We start from the raw sequence: 15,763 nt of genomic DNA on the forward strand, positions 1-15,763 counted from the left end.
TATGGTACATACAGTTCAATGGCGAACTGAGATTTCAATTCAGATCATTCAGTCACCCTGGGGATTCCGGCCCAGGACTTGGTCCGATCCGGTGCCGGCCGGATCCCGCGCGGGCTCGGTGGCGAAGCTACGGAGTCATCGCCCTCTCCTCGCCTGGCTGTAGCGGTAGCGGTTCTGTAGGAAGTCTGCGACCCGTTGGATGTCGCGCGGGGTGTTCTGGATCTCGTTCCACTTGCGCACGGCGCCGTCGCTGAAGGTCCACTCGCCTTCGGTCCACCGGCAGTCGTCGGCAATCACCTTCAGGTCGGCCGCGAACTCGTCCGGTTCGATGACCCCGTCGCCGTCGCCGCGGGTGTGGCTGATCGCGTCCATGAGGTAGCCCATGCTGATGATCCCCGCGCCGTGCATGAGCCGTGATCTGCGGGGGGGCTTGTTCCAGGCGTCAGGGAACACCTGCTTCACAGCCGCCCAGAAATTGGCCAGCAGGGTGAACATCTCGCCGGTGTACGGCAGTGCCGCATCGTTGCGGAACCGATACAAGGCGCCATCGGACAGGCTGTTCTCCAGCATCCGCAGGACGGAGTTGTCCTTGATGTAGCCGCCCGGGTTCGTGGGCGTCTGGATCATCCGGTGCAGCGGCGACCGCGTCTCGTCGAAGTTGAGCATCTCGAGGAGGGTGGCTGGCAGTTGGCGTACCCGAAGCGGGGCGGGCAGGGCACCGGAGGCACCGGGTAGCAGTTCGTGGATGAGCCCCTTGGGCAGCGCCTTGGTGTTGTTGACCAGGATGAACTGGGAGCGTTGGTCTGCGGTGTCGTTGGCGATAAAGGCGCTGATGCTGATCGGGAACGCGTCGATGTTGGCGTCGCGGATGGCGGCGCAGCGCTGTTGACCGTCGACAATGAATCCGGGCCGGCGGTGGTCCGGTCCGTCGATCAGCGGGATCACCAGGGTGCCGGTTTCGACGTAGCCAGGGCTGTCGACGGCGGCCGGGGCCGGCTCGAACCGTACCCGCTTGTCGAAGGCGATCACGACGGCGTTGGGCAGTAGCGGGCTGTCGTCGGTTTCGATGTAGCGGCGGATTGCCGCGACATGGGCGAGGACTTCCGGTCGCTGGTAGCCGTGCAACTCGGTGTTGTCGTCACGACGGATCCGCGAGACGGTGGCGATCTGCGGCACGAGTTTGCCGTCCATCGCGAATGTATAGAGGCTGCGTCCACGACCCTGCTGGATCTTCAGCGCGGGGAGCCGGAGCTCAGGGGCGGTGCCGGCGGCGTTGTCACGTCGGGTCTTGGTCACACGGAGTCCTTCCTTGTTGTGCGCGCAGCCGCTGTTCGAACACGTACAGGTTGTGAAAGCCGCGCCGTTTGTTGCGTTCGGAACCTCGGAAGATCACTATTTCGATCCCGATGGTCTTGCATAGGTCGCAGGCACAAGCCCGCCAGGGCCGATCCGCCAGGGTCGCACGATACTGGCTGCTGCGGTCGGACTTGCCGTCCCACACGGCGCTGTACTCGTCGAGCGCGTGGACGACCGGATCAATGTCGATCTCATCAGCGTCGTACTGCCGCAGCCGGGTCAGCGCGGTGCGTTCCAGTTCCAGCGCTCGGTTCTGGCTGATCTCGCCGGAGCGGATGCGGGCCTTGAGCTTGGCGTTACCGTCTACCTGCGGCACGCGCAGCGCCACATAGGTGCCGGTCGGTGTGTAGTAGTTGTCGCGGTCGTCCTTGAACGCCTGGCGAAACGGCGAGGTGCTGTCGAAGCTGGTGACGCCGTAGTCGGCGAACGTGCGCACCTCGTCGCAACGGCTGACGCCGAGCAGGTGAAACCGCGTGGTGTCATGGTCGCGGACCTGGTCGATCGCGGCGAGGCAGGCCAGGATTTCGGGGGTCTTGAGAGGCACCATGCCGCCCAGCGCGATGCGTTGGTAGCCGATGTCTTGCAGGGTCTTGACGGCGTCGGCGTACGACTGCGGGCTCCAGCCCTGAGCTACACCGAGGGGGGCGAAGCTGACGCGGCGGGCTTTGCAGCGCTGCCAGAACTTCTCAGCCAGATCCAGGGTGATGTCCTGGCGACGTACCCACTCCTCAGCCCGCTTGTCATCGCGAGTTGTCTTGGGCTCGTACTGAAAGATCACGTGATCGACGGCGATCCCGTAGTGAAATCCGCAGCCGTCATAGAAGTCGATGACCTCATCGACGCTGTACGGCGGATACTCCTCGGTTACGTAGGAGAACGCGCCGCAGTCACCCATGATCTCCAGCGGGGTGTGGCCGTGGTCGAGACGGAAGAAGCGTCGTGCGCCTTCCCGGTAGAGGCGGTGGCGTTGCGCGACGGTGTACTTTCCAGTGCCAGCCGCCGTGCCGTCCACGATGGCCTTAGAGACCAGCAGCCCGTCGAAGGGAGCTTGGGTGAGGACCTCGTGGGCGTACTGGTCGTCTCGTTGCCGGACGCGGAACGGGTCGCGTTCCTCGGTGACGAAATGGAAGCCGGGGTCGACCTGGTCCTGGCTGTCGGGAAAGAAGAACTTCACGACAGCTCCGACCGGGTGTTGTGGTAAACGCGGATGATGTAGTTGGACAGCTCTTGGGTGTGCTTGGTCAGGTTCTGGATCTCGTTCCACCGCAGGCCCAGGTCGTCCCAGATGCCGGCGGTCCAGTGGCAGTACGGCGCGATGAGGCCGAGGTGCTGGCGGATGATCTGCGGCGCGTTGGCGCCGCGAGGATCGACGGCGCCCAGGATCCGGTCCATTAGCCGGCCCATCGCGCGAATACCGGCTCCGTGCATGAGGCGGCTCTTGGCAGGCGGTAGCCCCCAGGCGTCGGGAAAGGTGTCGCGGACAGCGGCCCAGTAGACGTACAGGGCCTGCAGGATGGCGTCGAAGTCGGTCTCATTGCGGCTGACGTCGCGGTACGGGAACAGGGATCCCGCCGGGGAATTCAGGCTCTCGTGGAGCATGCGCACCAGGATGGTGTCGGTGATCACCGCGTGGGGTGTCTGCTCCCGGGTGGTGGAGGTGCGTTTGATCAGCCCATACAGCGGCGAATTCGGGTCGGTATTGAGGATGTCGCACAGCGCGGAAGGTGCCTTGTGCATCGCGAGCCGCGGGGGAAGAGGGCTGTCGACCTCGGGTAGCAGTTCGGTGACGAGTCCGCGTGGCAGGGGGCGGGTGTTGTTGACTCGCAGGAACTGGTCGCGTTGCTGGGTGACGCTGTCGGCGACGAAGGCGGTAACGGGTACGGGGAAGTCGCTGCGCCGTGTGCGTGCCAGGGCGAGCGCGCGTTGCTGTCCGTCGACGATCCAGGCGGGCTTGGGCTTGCCCTTTGCCGGTAGCGGGATGGTCAGTTTGCCGGCAGTTGCCAAGCCGTCGCTGGCCCCGGGTCCGCGGCTGGACTCGAATTTTGCACGTGATGACAGCGCGAGGATGATCGGGTTCGGGAACAGCGCGCCGTCGGTGTTGAGGTAGTCGATGATCTCCTCGACGTGCCGGCGTACCTCGGGACGCTGGTAACCGATGAGATTGCCGCCGTCGTCGCGGCTCAGCCGGGAGATATCCGCGATGTCCAGGACTTCGTTAGCCCGTAGCGCGAACACATACAGTGGGTAGGTCCTGCTCTGGTCGATGCGTAGGGCCCGGCGGGTGAGGTTCTTGGCAGAGGACGGCACGGCGGGCATCAGGGCCTCACCTGGGCGGCAACCTCGGTGAACAGGGCGCGGAAGCGGGACTGTTCGCAGGACTGGCCGGCTTGACGCAGTTGGCGCAGTAGCCTGGTCGCGGTGGCGGGCCCATTAGCGAGATGACCGGTGATGTAGTCACGGACGGCGTTGTCGGTGAGTCTCTGTCCGCCCGACCGCCGGCTGAGATCTGGTGGCGCCGCAGCGGTGGCCTGCTCGGCGAGTTTGCGCAGGGTGGCGGAGGACAGGTCGTCGGCTGAAGCGGCGAACAGGTGGGCGGCGGCGCGGACGTTGAGTGCCTGTAGGCTGCCGCCGACTACCGGGCGCAACGCGGCGGTGACCGGCACGAGAAGGTCGTCGATTTCGGGACACCGTCCGGACGGGCCGATGACGGCCAACTGTTGACGGTCGGCCAGGCAGGCCGCGGCGTGACGCAGGTCGTCGGCGCACGCGCGTAGGTAGGCCTCGGACAGCACGGCGACGATGGTGGCCTGGGGATTCTGGCGAGCCAGCGCTGTGAAGGAGCGGGGAGTGCGGCGGCCAGCATCGGTCCAGCCGCCCAGCCGGCTCCACCAGTCGCGCATGGCAGCCGGTGTGGAGCCGGCCGCGTCGGCCTCCCCGGTCGTGAACGTCGCCGCATAGGGGGAGATCGGGGTGTCCGCCGCGATCAGCCCGTACCCGGCGGAGCACACCCACAAGTTCGTCGGTTGCTGCAGGCTGACCGGAAGGTTGCGGGCGATCTGCCAGTGTTCGCCGGCGTACAGGTCGACGGCGGCGATCCGGTCGACGACAGAGGTGGACAGCCGGTGGGTCCAGGCGGCGAAGCGTTGCCCAGGCCGTTGTTCCCGCAGTTCGCCGAGGCGCAGGCGGTCGGGCACTACCCGGGTCTTGCGGTTGGTGCAGGTCACCACGAGATGCACCGGCCAGTCGGCCGCGCCGGGTTCCGCTTTCACGGGGCGCCGCCGATAGCACCGTCGTTCCAGCCGAGCTGCGCGTACGCTGCGTGGTTGTGGATGCTTTCGTCGTTGACCACCCGCACCCGGAACTGCGCCACGCGGGGGTCGTCGCGCAGCGCGAGGGCGACCTGGCGGGTCATGTCTTCGACGAAGACGGGGTTATCGTAGCCGGCCATCGTGACGTGACGCTCGTCCGGTCGTTTGAGTAATGCGTAGACCGGTGAGGATGCCGATGCCTCGGCGATGGCGATGAGGTCGTCGAACCAGATCTCGCCGATGGCCGCCGGGTGGGCTTCGATGGTGACGTAGCCGCGTTGGTTGTGCGCGCCCCGGTCACTGATGGCTTTGCTGCAGGGACACACGCTGGTCACGGGCACCCGTACCCCTAGCGTCAGGACGGGGTCGCCGGTGCTCACGCTGGCGGTCAACGCGCATTGGTACTCGCTGAACGACCGGGCGCCGGTGACGGGGGCTTGGCGCTCCAGGAAGTAGGCGAAGGCGAGGTGAACTCGGGCGCTGCCGCTGCCCATGCGCGTACGAAGATCTTCCACCAGGCGCAGTGCGCTGTCGGGCGCGAGTTGGTCGCGCCATGCGTGCAGCACTTCCACGAAACGGCTCAGGTGCGCGCCTTTGACGTTGGCGTCGAGGCTGACCGCCATGTCGACGGTGGCGACCGTCTCGCGTTTGGCGCCCTGAGCGTCAGCTACAAGCAGCGGATAGCGCAGCCCTTCGATGCCGACATCGTCGAGAGCGACTCCGCGCTGGTCGGGCATTCCCTGCACGTCAGGAAGCATCACTGCTCTCCCCGGTAGACGCAGCCGGAGGTGCACGTCTCCCGCACCATCACCGCCGACAACGGCAACTGACCGATCAGCCGGTCCCAGATCCAGCGGGCCAGCACTTCGCTGGTGGGGTTCTCCAGGCCAGGCACCTCGTTGAGGTAGTAGTGGTCGAGCTGATCGCGAAGCGGCTGGAACGCCTTCTTGATCTCGCTGAAGTCCATCACCCAGCCCGCCGCCGGATCGACTTCACCCTGGACGTGGACCTGCACACGGTAGGAGTGACCGTGTAGGCGGGCGCATTTGTGCCCGTCCGGCACGTTCGGCAGCCGGTGCGCGGCTTCGAAGGTGAACTCCCGGAAGACTTCCATCAGGCGATTCCTATGTATTTGTGGGTCTGCAGGCTCAGTCGCCACTGCGGGTGTTCAAGGCAGTACCGCACGGCGGCCTCTGTGCTGGCGGCCCGGTCTGGGCCGTCCATAGGCTGCAACAGAAAGTGGTCGAATTCGAGGTCCTCGAACAGTCCCGGCTCTGCGCCGACCTGTGGGTAAACCAACTTCAGGTCATGGCCGCGAGTGAGCACCAGATCGGCGCCCGCCTTCGGGCTGACACAGATCCAGTCGAGGCCTGCTGGTGCTGGCCGAGTACCGTTCGTCTCGACGGCGACCTCGAAGCCCTCGGCGTGCAGTGCCTGTATAGCGGGCTCGTCCAACTGCAGCAGCGGCTCGCCGCCGGTACAGACGACGTAGGGCCGGCTGCGCGGATGAGGCTGCCCCTGCCAGGTTTTGGCCACGGCAGCGGCTAGATCGGCCGCAGAACGGAAACGGCCCCCACCGGGGCCGTCCGTGCCGACGAAATCGGTGTCGCAGAACTGGCAGATGGCACGATGCCGGTCCGGCTCTCGCCCGGTCCACAAGTTGCAACTCGTGAACCGGCAGAACACAGCCGGGCGGCCAACATGAGTGCCTTCGCCCTGAAGCGTGTAGAAGATCTCCTTAACGCGATACACCGGAACTCATCCTGCGGCCGGCGTCAACGCCGGGTCGGTCAGGCCGAGTTCGGCGAAGCCTCGCCCACGCAGCAGGCAGGAGTCGCAGGTTCCGCACGCGCGGCCGTCGACCGGGTCGTAGCAACTGTGGGTCCAGGCGTAGTCCACGCCCAACTCGATCCCGCGACGGATGGTCTCGGCCTTGGTCAACTCGATCAGCGGGGTGTGGATCCGCAACCGTTGACGGCCCTCGACGCCCGCCTTCGTGGCGAGGTTGGCCATCTGCTCGAAGGCGGCGATGAACTCTGGGCGGCAGTCCGGGTAGCCACTGTAGTCAAGCGCATTGACCCCGATGAACACATCGGAGGCGCCCAGGGTCTCCGCCCATGCAAGTGCGAAGGACAGGAAGATCGCGTTCCGGGCGGGCACGTACGTGATCGGGATGTCTTCACCGAGATCGTCCGCGCTGCCGTGGTGCGGCACCGCGATAGCGCTGTCAGTCAGCGCCGACCCACCGAACACGCGTAGATCGATGTCGGCAACTATATGCTTAGCTGCTCCGAGTTCCGCCGCCACGCGGGCGGCGGCATCGAGCTCGACCGTGTGGCGCTGGCCGTAGCGGAAGCTGAGCGCATGAGCTTCGTGGCCCTCGTGCACCGCCATCGCGAGCACCGTGGCGGAGTCGAGGCCCCCACTGAGCAGCACAACTGCCTTGCTCTTCGCCGTGGACATACCGGCCCCCGCTTTCCTCCACTAGTGGCCAGAAACTACACCAACACACTTAGAGGCGTGTCCGCAGTTTCAGCCAGGCTGATGTTGGCCACCCTACCCAACTACCGGCAGCGACGGAACTCACCACGGGGTGTGCAACCAAGATCAGTCGTCGCCACATGCCCGTTTGCTACCCACGGCAACGAGGCCCGTCCGAATCAGTGACGATGACTTCGGTCCGCCGTATCTGCGCCGCTAACTGACGGCACTGCCTAGCACTCCTCGTGTAGTTTCGTCGGCCACCAGTTGTGCATGAAGATGCAGTTTCGTGGCGCCGATGGCTAGGTCGGCAGGTCGGTTTTGATGGTTCCCTCGCGAAGGGCCGCAGTAGAATGACTGGTGCCTACAGGTGCCAAAGTCGAGGCTGTGGTGATCCACAGGTGATCGCACGTCGCCACGGCGGTTGCCGCACCGCGATTACCTCGGCGGCAGGAGCCTTGCACTTTGCCCTGAGCAGCACTGATTGAAGCGGGTTCTACGCTGTGTGATGGCGTCGCGTGGTGATCCGGTGGTGATCGGATGTCGGCGACCGTTTCAGCATGGGCGCGACCGTTTCAGCACGTTCGAGTGGCCGCTATCGATCAGCGGGGCGCCTAGCTCGTGCACTCTGCCCAGACCTGCGGAAACGTGGAGCTGCCCTGAGCTGCTAATATGTCTTCGGAAACGGCTTTGTGTCCGGAGGTTACCGAGTGTTCCCGTGACCACTAGTCATCTGACTACGGATCAGAAGGTTAGGGGTTCGAGTCCCTTCGGGCGCACTTCTTCGTTTAAGGCCTGAGCTGCGGAGACGCAGTTCAGGCCTTTCTCGTTGTCCGGCCTTAAAGGGCTGGGTGGCGCGTGGGTGTCGTCACTTTCCGTGACGGATTGGATTGCGGCGGCTTCCTGGCCTACGGCTTTGCTTCTTGTTGATGGGCCGTTCTCCGAAGGTGCTTCTTTCTCGGCGCGCCCTACAGACCGGTTCTTCGCGGCCCTTTCCTTGATGCGTTTGCGGGTGTGCCGGGCCGAGGCCGGCACTGACGCCGCGGTCGGGGCCGACCCACCGGAAAGAACCGCGAACCCGTGGTCACGGCCCTTTCCGGCGAGGTGGATCAGCCCTCGGTGACGGTCAGGCTCAGCGGGCCGCCCGGGATGTCGTGCGACTCGGCGTCGCCGACCATGCCCCACTTACTGCTCAGGCCGCCCTCGTCGGCCAGCTTGAACCCGATCGTGTAGGTGCCCGGCAGGATCTCCTGCCAGTACGGCAGGCTCACCCACTGCTGGAGGCTCCCGTCGGCAGCCTGGCTGGTGCCGCCGAATGACAGCTGCGTCTCGGTGCCCGCGCTGTCGTACATGTACAGGGTGATCTCGTCGATCGGCGCGGTGAGCACCTGGGCCTGGATGGTCAGGCCGATCGACGTCCACGCGGCCTCGCTGGCCGGTACAGACGTGACGTCCAGAGCCGCCCCGGTGACGACCGGCGGCGTGGTGCTCGCCTTGCGTCGCACGGTCAGGCCGGGCTCCGGAGCGCCGTACCGGCTGCCGTAGAGGGAGACGTCACCCGCGCCGTCGATCACCGCGATGCCGGTCACGGTGCACTTCTCGGTCCGGTCGTACATGACGAACGGGATCGACACGGTGTCCCCGGACACCGCCAGGTTGCCACGCTGGCCGCAGCTGAAGGTGTCGAAGTCGAGCAAGACCGACGAAATGCCCTTGCGGGCGCCGGCCACCTGGAAACTGACCGTCCCGTCGACCGACTTGCGCCAGTTGTCCGCCTCGACCGGGTCGATGGCGAAGCCGGACGCGGTCATCACGGCGTTCGAGGTCACGGTGACCGCTGTCGACTGCGGATTCTTGTACGTCGACCGCGCACCCGCGTTGTTGAACAGGACCATCTGCGCGACCCGCCAACTGCCCGCCGCTGCACCGACCGGCAACGTCACGTCGACGTTGCAGGCCATCTGGTACAGGTCACCGCCGGAGACCGAACCGCAGTTCGTGCCGGTGCTGTATGGCGAATAGTCCCAGGTGAACGGGGTGGTGATGCTCTGTCCGCCGGGGCCGGCCAGCTTGATGGTGCCCTTCCAGAAGCCGGACTGCTGGTCCTGCGCCCAGAAGCTGTAGCGCGCGTACTTGGCGCCGTCGGCGACGTAGAGGTACGGCCGCCCGGGGTATCCGCCCTGCTCGAGCTCCAGCTGGTCGAGGCTCGGGCCGCTGGCGTCGATGCTGGTCGCCGCGGTCACCTTCGACGCGAAGCCGGCCAGCTTGCCGGCGCCGGCCGAGAGGGTCACGCCCTCCGAGACGGCGGAGACGTTTGTCACCTCCCAGGTGGCGGAGGTCGCGTCGGCCCAGCGCGGGACGACGAAGGAGTAGCGGTACGTCGACTCCTGTGGGGTGCCGGAGACGTACTCGGCGCCGTTGCAGCAGGTGCGGTCGTACTCGAACTTGACTGTCGTTTCGTGACCGACGTACGCGCCGGTGATCGAACTGCGCATGCGCAACGTGACCGACCCGGACAGTCCGTCCGCGTCCGGGTCGGTGTTCTTGATGGTCCAGGTCAGGTCGTCGACCACTGAGCCGGAAGTGGCATCCACAGTGGAATTCTCGAAGGCCAGGGCGGTGAGGGAGAGGCGTGGGGTGGCGGCCTGAGCCGCCGTAGCGCCGGCCGCGGTGACAGTGGCCGCGACGGCCAGCGCGAGAGCGCCGCGGACCACTCCGCGGGCGATGGACGAAATCATGAACTTCTTTTAACACCGCTACCGATTTGGCGCTGCCCCGATTCCGGCGCGGCACTCCGGCCGAACCATCGGCACCGGGGACGTCCTCAGTGCTGCCGTGACAAGTCGGAGGAGAACCCGCTCACCTGAAGCCGAAGCCAGCTGAAGTGGATACGCCGGGATCGCGTGGACGATCCCGGCGTATTCGGTGTTGTGGGTAGCCTGCGGTCAGCGGCGGTAGGTGCGCTTGCCGAGGGTGGTCACGTTGCCCGCCTTGTCGTATGCGCGGAGCTGGACCGTGAACTTCTTGCCGTACTTCTTCGGGTTCAGGGTGAAGGTGTAACCGGCCCTCGTGTCGGTGGCCACCACCTTGCCGTTGACCAGCAGCTGCACCTTCGCGATGCCGTTCCGGTCGCCGGCGGATGCCGCCAGCGTCGTGTTCCTCGTCAGCTTCGTGTTGTTCTTCGGAGCCCTGGTCAGCTTCAGCGTGGGCGCGACCGTGTCGTTGACGACGACACGACGGACGACCGTGGTGTTGCCCAGCTTGTCGGTCACCACCCACTCGATGGTGTGGTTGCCCTGTGCCTTCGGGGTCACCGTCCATGCCCACGGCGAGCTCGTCGCCCGGCCGCCGGTGACCCGGACCGAGCTGATGCCGCTCGGGTCGGAGGCCTTCGCGGTGGTGCGCACACTGCCACGTACCAGCGCCCGGTCACCCGGAGTGATGGAGCCGACCGCCGGACCGGCGTTGTCGACCTCGAAGGTGCCCATGTCGATGTCGCCGTTCTCGGCATGGTCGAAGATGCGGAACGCGAGCGACTGCGCGCCGTTGAGACCCTGGGTGTCCCAGGTCATCGTCCACGGCGCCGCGGTGCTCTGGGCGACGATCGTTCCGCGTGCGTCGAGCAGCTCGATGCGGGCGGTGTCGCTGGAGACGCCGGTCGGCTGGAACGTGACCACGCCGTGGACGCGTGATCCGAACGCCGGAGTGAGCGTCGCCTCCGGATGGACCACGTCCGCCCGTACCGTCGTCGTCTTCTCTCCGATGTTTCCGGCCGCGTCGAAGGCGCGGATGGTGATCCGCGGCTGCGTGCGGTCGACCGAGGTCGGCAGCTCGACGAGGACCTGGCGGGGCAGCGGGCTCTCGTAGGTCTCGGTGACCACACCGTTCACCAGGACCTGGACCTTGGTCACCGCGACGTCGTCGGACCAGACCGGGGTGACGTCGCGGTACCAGCCGAGCAGCTGGCCCTCGGTGAGGCCGGTGTCGGAGACGACCGGCGGGTTCGTGTCCGTGCCGCCCGGAGCGGTCGGCGCCGGGTTGAGGATCAGCGGAGCGGTGTCGTTCAAGCGGTCCAGGTCGTCGGCGAAGCGCTCGCACGTGCACGCCGGGTTGACCTCGACCAGACCGGCCGCGTCCGGGATCACCCGGTCGACACGCAGGCTGAACGGCAGGCTCAGGGCGTGGTCCTTGCCGATTTTCAGGAACCCGTCGAGGACGCACGCGTACTGCACCGCATCGGTGCGGGTCCGCTGCGCGTCGGTGGCGGGCGCACACTTCGACGGTGCGCTCTGCACGGTGGTGCCGGGCGGGATCGTGACGACCACCAGGCCGTACGGCACGCCGGTGCCGATCCACTTGAGCGCGGCCGGACCGTCGTTGCGTACCGTCGCCTTGACCTGGACGACGTTGCCGGTCGCGCCGTACACCTTGGTGCCGATGGCCACCAGATCCGCGCTCTGGTGACCGGTGATCGCCAGATCCACATACTGCCAGGGGTAGACGCCGACCTTCGCCGGTGTCACGTCGTCGACGAGCGCGACGGGCGCCGCGTCACCGGGTGTGCCGTACGCGCGGTGAACCGTCTTCTTCTCCCAGACGAACTGGGTCCGCACGGCGCTCGGCGCGTAGGCGTCGGCCGGTGCGCGCAGCGGCAGATCCACCCGGTACGACCGGCCCGGCTCCAGGGCCCGGTCGAAGACGCAGGCCTCCAGGTCACCGAGGATGTCGTAGGTGCAGTTGCTGTACCGGCTCTCGGTTTCGAAGCCGTCGATACCGAAGAACGAGACGGCGACGCCGTCGATCGGCTTCGTGCCGGTGTAGGTGACCGACAGCGGCGCCGTGAAGATGCCGCCCGGCGTGGCCGAGACCGATACCGCCGCGCCCGCGCCGAGGGGCAGCGAGTCATCGGCCCGCGCGGGGGCGGCCAGAGCGAGGGGCATGGTGAGAGCGGCCAGGGCGGTGAGCACACGCCGGGCCGTGGTGTTCCGCATTCGGTTTTCCTCCCGTGTCACCCGCATCCTAGAGATCGACAGAGGTGCCCGCTGTCCGATATGGCCCGACCAGATCACGAATCGAACGCGACCAACCTCTTCGCGGGCGACAGCTTCGGCCTGGGCATCTGCCTCTGCTGAGACGACGGCGGTGGGTGACGTCGTAACGGTGACGTTCTATCATCGCATCGCCGTGCGGCGATGTGGCCGCCGGAATCCTGGGGGAGGATCCGCATGACACGTTCCGCATGGTTGCCTCGGGCCGGCCTCGTCCTGCTCGTCACTGTCTCAGGGGGTCTCGTCTCCACGCCGGCGTCGGCGGCCGCCACCGGTGTCGTCTCGGTGGTGGAGAAGACCAAGGTTCGATACAAGGCGGCCGCCGGGAAGCAGAACCGGGTGGTCGTCACCCGGTCCGGCCGGACGATCGTCGTCGACGACCAGGTCGCCATCCGGGCCGGCGTCGGCTGCAAGCAGGTCGAAGGCGACCGGACGAAGGTGTCCTGCGCCTTGTCGAAGGCGCCCACCCGGGTGCAGGTCTATACCTATGACCGCTATGACGCGGTGACCAACCGGACCGACCTGCCGATGAGCGCCGACGGTGGCACCGGCAACGACATCCTGGTCGGGGGCCGGCGGGGCGACCGGCTGCTGGGTGGCGCCGGCGCCGACCGCCTCTACGGGGGCGCCGGGCAGGACTATCTGGATGGCCGACACGGCAACGACCTGATCTTCGGCGGCGACGGCGCGGACATGATCCATGGTTGGCTCGGCAACGACACGCTGCACGGCGGCAACGGTGACGACCACGTCTGGGGTGAAGAAGGCGACGACCGGATCCATGGCGAGGCCGGTCAGGATGATCTGGCCGGATACCAGGGATCCGACTACCTCCACGGCGGCGACGGCGACGACTCGCTGGCCGGTGACGTCTATACCGATGGGATCGCCGCCGATGTGATGCTCGGTGGAGCCGGATTCGACCAGGTCGACTACGGCGACTATCAGAAGGCCATCAGCGTGGATCTGGACGGTGCACGTCGTGATGACGGCCGGCCCGGCGAACACGACACCGTCGGATCCGATGTGGAGGGCATCTACGGCGGGTGGGCCGGGGACCGGCTCGTCGGAAACGCCGCCGACAACGGGATCATGGGTTACACCGGCGATGACGTCATCCACGGTGGCGGCGGCAACGACTGGCTCGACGGTCTCGACGGCAGCGACCGTGTCTACGGTGGCGCCGGTGATGACTGGTTGAGCGGCGATGATCGGCCGAACGCTGACGCGGATCGTCTCGACGGTGGCACCAATGGTCCCCTCGGCGACGAGTGCCTGCTCTTCAAACGCGACACCGCGGTCGGCTGCGAACGCTGAGAGACGGCCGGAATCGCGAAGAAGCCGGTGGCATCGGCGGCCGCCGGGCCGCCGATGCCACCGAGTGTCAGCTGGGGATGTTCTCGCAGTTGTAGGCGTGGTCCAGGTCGCCCACGAGACATTCGTCGTCGTCGTCTCCGCCGTTGAGGCTGTCGTACGCCCCGTCGTCGTCGGTCGCGTTCAAGTGGTCGTTTCCGGCGTCGCCGTCGAGGTGGTCCGCCCCGCCGCGCCCGTACAGGCGGTCGTTGCCCGGGCCGCCGCTCAGGTGGTCGTCGCCGGGCCGGCCGCCGATCACGTCGTCGCCGTTGCTGCCGGTGATCGACTCGATGTCGGTGGCCAGGGTGTCCCGTTCGCCCCGGGCGCCGTCGTCGCCGGTGACGCCGTCCGCGTCCACGGTGACCGCCTTCGTGAAGTACGAACCGTAGGTGACCCAGTCGTAGCCACTGCCGCCGGAGTAGTAGTCGGCGCCGACACCCTCGCCGTTCGTCGCGTGGGTGTAGATGAAGTCGCCGCCCGGTCCGCCGTACACCCGGTCGTTTCCGTCGTCGCCGTGCATCTCGTCCTGGCCGTTGCCGCCGGAGATCACGTCGTTGCCGGCCCGACCGTCGACGTAGTCGTCGCCGTCGTCACCCCAGATGTAGTCGTTGCCGTCCTCGCCGAGGAGCCAGTCCCGCTCGGCGCCGCCGTGGATGCGGTCGTCGCCAGCGTCGCCGAAGATCTCGTCCTTGCCGCCTTCACCCCAGATGTGGTCCACCGACGGGCCGCCCCAGATGGTGTCCTTCGCGGCACCGCCGTAGATCGTGTTGGCGCCGGTCCAGCCCCAGATGTGGTCCTCGCCACCGCGGCCGTAGATCCGGTCGGCGCCGGTCCAGCCGTGCAGCGTGTCGTTGGCGGAACCGCCGGCCACCACATCGTTGCCGGTGCCGCCGTCGGCATAGGTCGGGACGTTCGTGTCGTTACGGATCGAATCGGCGCCGTCGTACGTGTAGATCTGCACCTGGGTGGGCGCTTTTGTGGTCGTACATCTAACTCGGGTCTTATCGTTTTTGACGGGTTTGCAGCCCTTGCCCGCCTTGATTGCGACTCGGTCGTCGATGGTGAAAGTGTTCCCCGTCCGGGTCACGACGACCCGGTTCTGTTTGCCTGCCGCCGCCTTGAAACGCACCTTCGTCGAGCTCACGACCGATGCCACCCCGGTGGTGGCGGCCTGCGCGGGCGCGGCGAGCGTCCCAGCGGCGACGACGGTGAGAAGAGGTACTGCGACACGAGGTAGCCAGATCAAACCAGCCAATGTGGATCCTCCAGTGGATCCGGCGGCGAAATGCCGCACGGATTCAGGAGCGTAATCGTCGATGGCAAATCGTCATCCGAAACATTCGGAATGGGCCGGCCGTGCCTCATCGGCGTGATCACGGCGTACTGCAAGGGCAAGACGAAGTGCCCGGAATGGGTTAATAAACTCCGCAAGTGACCGTACGACATGACGCCGAGGACGTGCCCGCCATGGATCGTGAGAATCACCTTCATGACCAGTTTCTGCGGATTCTGGCACCTCTGGTGATGGCGCCGGTCGGGCCGCAACCCGCTGATGTGGTGCGCCTCGGCGGTGTCGTTCGGGCCGGTGCCGATCGGACCCGGGTCGTGCTGGATGCGGTCGCCGTCGAGTTCGGGCTGGTCGGCGCGGACGGCGCCGAGATCGACGTGCACGCCGCGGTCGACTGGCTGCGCACTCTGACCCGGGCCGACCTGTGGCGTCGTCCGGTGGGCGGGACAGCCACGGCGACGTGATCGTCGGGGCCGGGCCGCTCGGGTACCGGGCTGACCGCCGGGCCACCGGTTTCGACGTCAACTACTTCGCCATGCTTCGGCAGATGCTGTACGGCGGTGGCGCGCTGTGGTTCGAGGACATCTACACCCTCACCGGCTTCCTGCTCACCGGGCCCGGCCGGCACCGGCTCTACATCACCGACGGCGGGACCGGTGCCCGTCCTCGGCCTGGACCTTCCGTTGACCCAGACCGACGGGACCGTCCGGCCCGGACAGGGCGGGTCGTTTCCGGTGGAGCTCCCGGCCCTGGTTCGTGATGGTGAGATGGGTCACCAGCAGCGTATCGACACTGTGGACGATTACTGCGACGTGGTCTACGACATGGGCTTCTGGGTGAACCCCGACCCCGATTGACGTTGCGACGGGCCGGGATCGACTCGTCCTTTCGCACGATCCCGGTGGCGGTGATCTTCGATATAGCGTCTC

General features: G+C 66.7%; 14 protein-coding genes and 1 tRNA gene. 4 read left to right on the top strand and 11 right to left on the bottom strand.

What is annotated here, in order from left to right:
- Positions 1-135: 135 nt before the first annotated feature.
- The 8 genes from dbpB (Q0Z83_RS44550) to queC are packed head-to-tail and all read right to left on the bottom strand — an operon-like array spanning position 136 to position 7,127.
- Positions 136-1,296, bottom strand: a complete 1,161-nt coding sequence (gene dbpB, locus Q0Z83_RS44550; RefSeq protein WP_317789550.1) for a DGQHR domain-containing protein DpdB — start codon at positions 1,294-1,296, stop codon at positions 136-138.
- Positions 1,277-2,530 (bottom strand): tRNA-guanine transglycosylase DpdA, encoded by a 1,254-nt coding sequence (gene dpdA / locus Q0Z83_RS44555; protein ID WP_317789551.1) that lies wholly within the window; start codon positions 2,528-2,530, stop codon positions 1,277-1,279. The genes dbpB (Q0Z83_RS44550) and dpdA overlap by 20 nt, the downstream gene beginning before the upstream one ends.
- Positions 2,527-3,672: a DGQHR domain-containing protein DpdB gene (dbpB, locus tag Q0Z83_RS44560; RefSeq protein WP_317789552.1), complete on the bottom strand. Its 1,146-nt coding sequence runs from the start codon at positions 3,670-3,672 to the stop codon at positions 2,527-2,529. Before dbpB (Q0Z83_RS44560) ends, dpdA begins: the two co-directional genes overlap by 4 nt.
- Complete coding sequence (locus tag Q0Z83_RS44565) at positions 3,672-4,625, bottom strand: hypothetical protein (protein WP_317789553.1); 954 nt, start codon at positions 4,623-4,625, stop codon at positions 3,672-3,674. The genes dbpB (Q0Z83_RS44560) and Q0Z83_RS44565 overlap by 1 nt, the downstream gene beginning before the upstream one ends.
- A complete protein-coding gene (folE2, locus tag Q0Z83_RS44570) occupies positions 4,622-5,422 on the bottom strand; it encodes a GTP cyclohydrolase FolE2 (RefSeq protein WP_317789554.1) in 801 nt (266 codons plus the stop codon). Before folE2 ends, Q0Z83_RS44565 begins: the two co-directional genes overlap by 4 nt.
- Entirely contained in the window at positions 5,422-5,778 is a 357-nt protein-coding gene (queD, locus tag Q0Z83_RS44575) for a 6-carboxytetrahydropterin synthase QueD (protein ID WP_317789555.1), read from the bottom strand. The genes folE2 and queD overlap by 1 nt, the downstream gene beginning before the upstream one ends.
- The gene (queE, locus tag Q0Z83_RS44580; RefSeq protein ID WP_317789556.1) at positions 5,778-6,416 is read right to left on the bottom strand and encodes a 7-carboxy-7-deazaguanine synthase; all 639 of its coding nucleotides are present in this window, start codon (positions 6,414-6,416) and stop codon (positions 5,778-5,780) included. Before queE ends, queD begins: the two co-directional genes overlap by 1 nt.
- A gap of 6 nt (positions 6,417-6,422) precedes the next feature.
- Positions 6,423-7,127 (bottom strand): 7-cyano-7-deazaguanine synthase QueC, encoded by a 705-nt coding sequence (gene queC, locus Q0Z83_RS44585; protein WP_317789557.1) that lies wholly within the window; start codon positions 7,125-7,127, stop codon positions 6,423-6,425.
- A 710-nt stretch (positions 7,128-7,837) separates the two neighbouring features.
- On the opposite strand from queC, the gene Q0Z83_RS44590 reads away from it, so the two are divergent.
- Positions 7,838-7,924 (top strand) — tRNA-Arg (locus Q0Z83_RS44590).
- A gap of 330 nt (positions 7,925-8,254) precedes the next feature.
- Here Q0Z83_RS44590 and Q0Z83_RS44595 read toward each other — a convergent pair.
- Positions 8,255-9,883 (bottom strand): hypothetical protein, encoded by a 1,629-nt coding sequence (locus Q0Z83_RS44595; RefSeq protein WP_317789558.1) that lies wholly within the window; start codon positions 9,881-9,883, stop codon positions 8,255-8,257.
- A gap of 207 nt (positions 9,884-10,090) precedes the next feature.
- A complete protein-coding gene (locus Q0Z83_RS44600; RefSeq protein WP_317789559.1) occupies positions 10,091-12,136 on the bottom strand; it encodes an Ig-like domain-containing protein in 2,046 nt (681 codons plus the stop codon).
- A gap of 234 nt (positions 12,137-12,370) precedes the next feature.
- On the opposite strand from Q0Z83_RS44600, the gene Q0Z83_RS44605 reads away from it, so the two are divergent.
- Positions 12,371-13,510 carry a calcium-binding protein gene (locus Q0Z83_RS44605; RefSeq protein ID WP_317789560.1) on the top strand — a complete coding sequence of 380 codons (1,140 nt, stop codon included), beginning with the start codon at positions 12,371-12,373 and terminating at the stop codon, positions 13,508-13,510.
- Positions 13,511-13,577: 67 nt separating this feature from the next.
- On the opposite strand, the gene Q0Z83_RS44610 is transcribed toward Q0Z83_RS44605, so the two are convergent.
- Positions 13,578-14,507: a calcium-binding protein gene (locus Q0Z83_RS44610; protein WP_317789561.1), complete on the bottom strand. Its 930-nt coding sequence runs from the start codon at positions 14,505-14,507 to the stop codon at positions 13,578-13,580.
- A 470-nt stretch (positions 14,508-14,977) separates the two neighbouring features.
- On the opposite strand from Q0Z83_RS44610, the gene Q0Z83_RS44615 reads away from it, so the two are divergent.
- Positions 14,978-15,298: a hypothetical protein gene (locus Q0Z83_RS44615; RefSeq protein ID WP_317789563.1), complete on the top strand. Its 321-nt coding sequence runs from the start codon at positions 14,978-14,980 to the stop codon at positions 15,296-15,298.
- Positions 15,299-15,517: 219 nt separating this feature from the next.
- Complete coding sequence (locus tag Q0Z83_RS44620) at positions 15,518-15,691, top strand: hypothetical protein (RefSeq protein WP_317789564.1); 174 nt, start codon at positions 15,518-15,520, stop codon at positions 15,689-15,691.
- Positions 15,692-15,763: the final 72 nt, after the last annotated feature.

This window comes from Actinoplanes sichuanensis (genome assembly GCF_033097365.1).
GTDB lineage: Bacteria > Actinomycetota > Actinomycetes > Mycobacteriales > Micromonosporaceae > Actinoplanes > Actinoplanes sichuanensis.

What these genes read in the sequence shown, in the direction of transcription:
- dbpB (WP_317789552.1), bottom strand. Translation starts at nt 3,672, where the DNA reads ATGCCCGCCGTGCCGTCCTCTGCCAAGAACCTCACCCGCCGGGCCCTA.
- folE2 (WP_317789554.1), bottom strand. Translation starts at nt 5,422, where the DNA reads ATGCTTCCTGACGTGCAGGGAATGCCCGACCAGCGCGGAGTCGCTCTC.
- queD (WP_317789555.1), bottom strand. Translation starts at nt 5,778, where the DNA reads ATGGAAGTCTTCCGGGAGTTCACCTTCGAAGCCGCGCACCGGCTGCCG.
- queC (WP_317789557.1), bottom strand. Translation starts at nt 7,127, where the DNA reads ATGTCCACGGCGAAGAGCAAGGCAGTTGTGCTGCTCAGTGGGGGCCTC.
- Q0Z83_RS44595 (WP_317789558.1), bottom strand. Translation starts at nt 9,883, where the DNA reads ATGATTTCGTCCATCGCCCGCGGAGTGGTCCGCGGCGCTCTCGCGCTG.
- Q0Z83_RS44600 (WP_317789559.1), bottom strand. Translation starts at nt 12,136, where the DNA reads ATGCGGAACACCACGGCCCGGCGTGTGCTCACCGCCCTGGCCGCTCTC.
- Q0Z83_RS44605 (WP_317789560.1), top strand. Translation starts at nt 12,371, where the DNA reads ATGACACGTTCCGCATGGTTGCCTCGGGCCGGCCTCGTCCTGCTCGTC.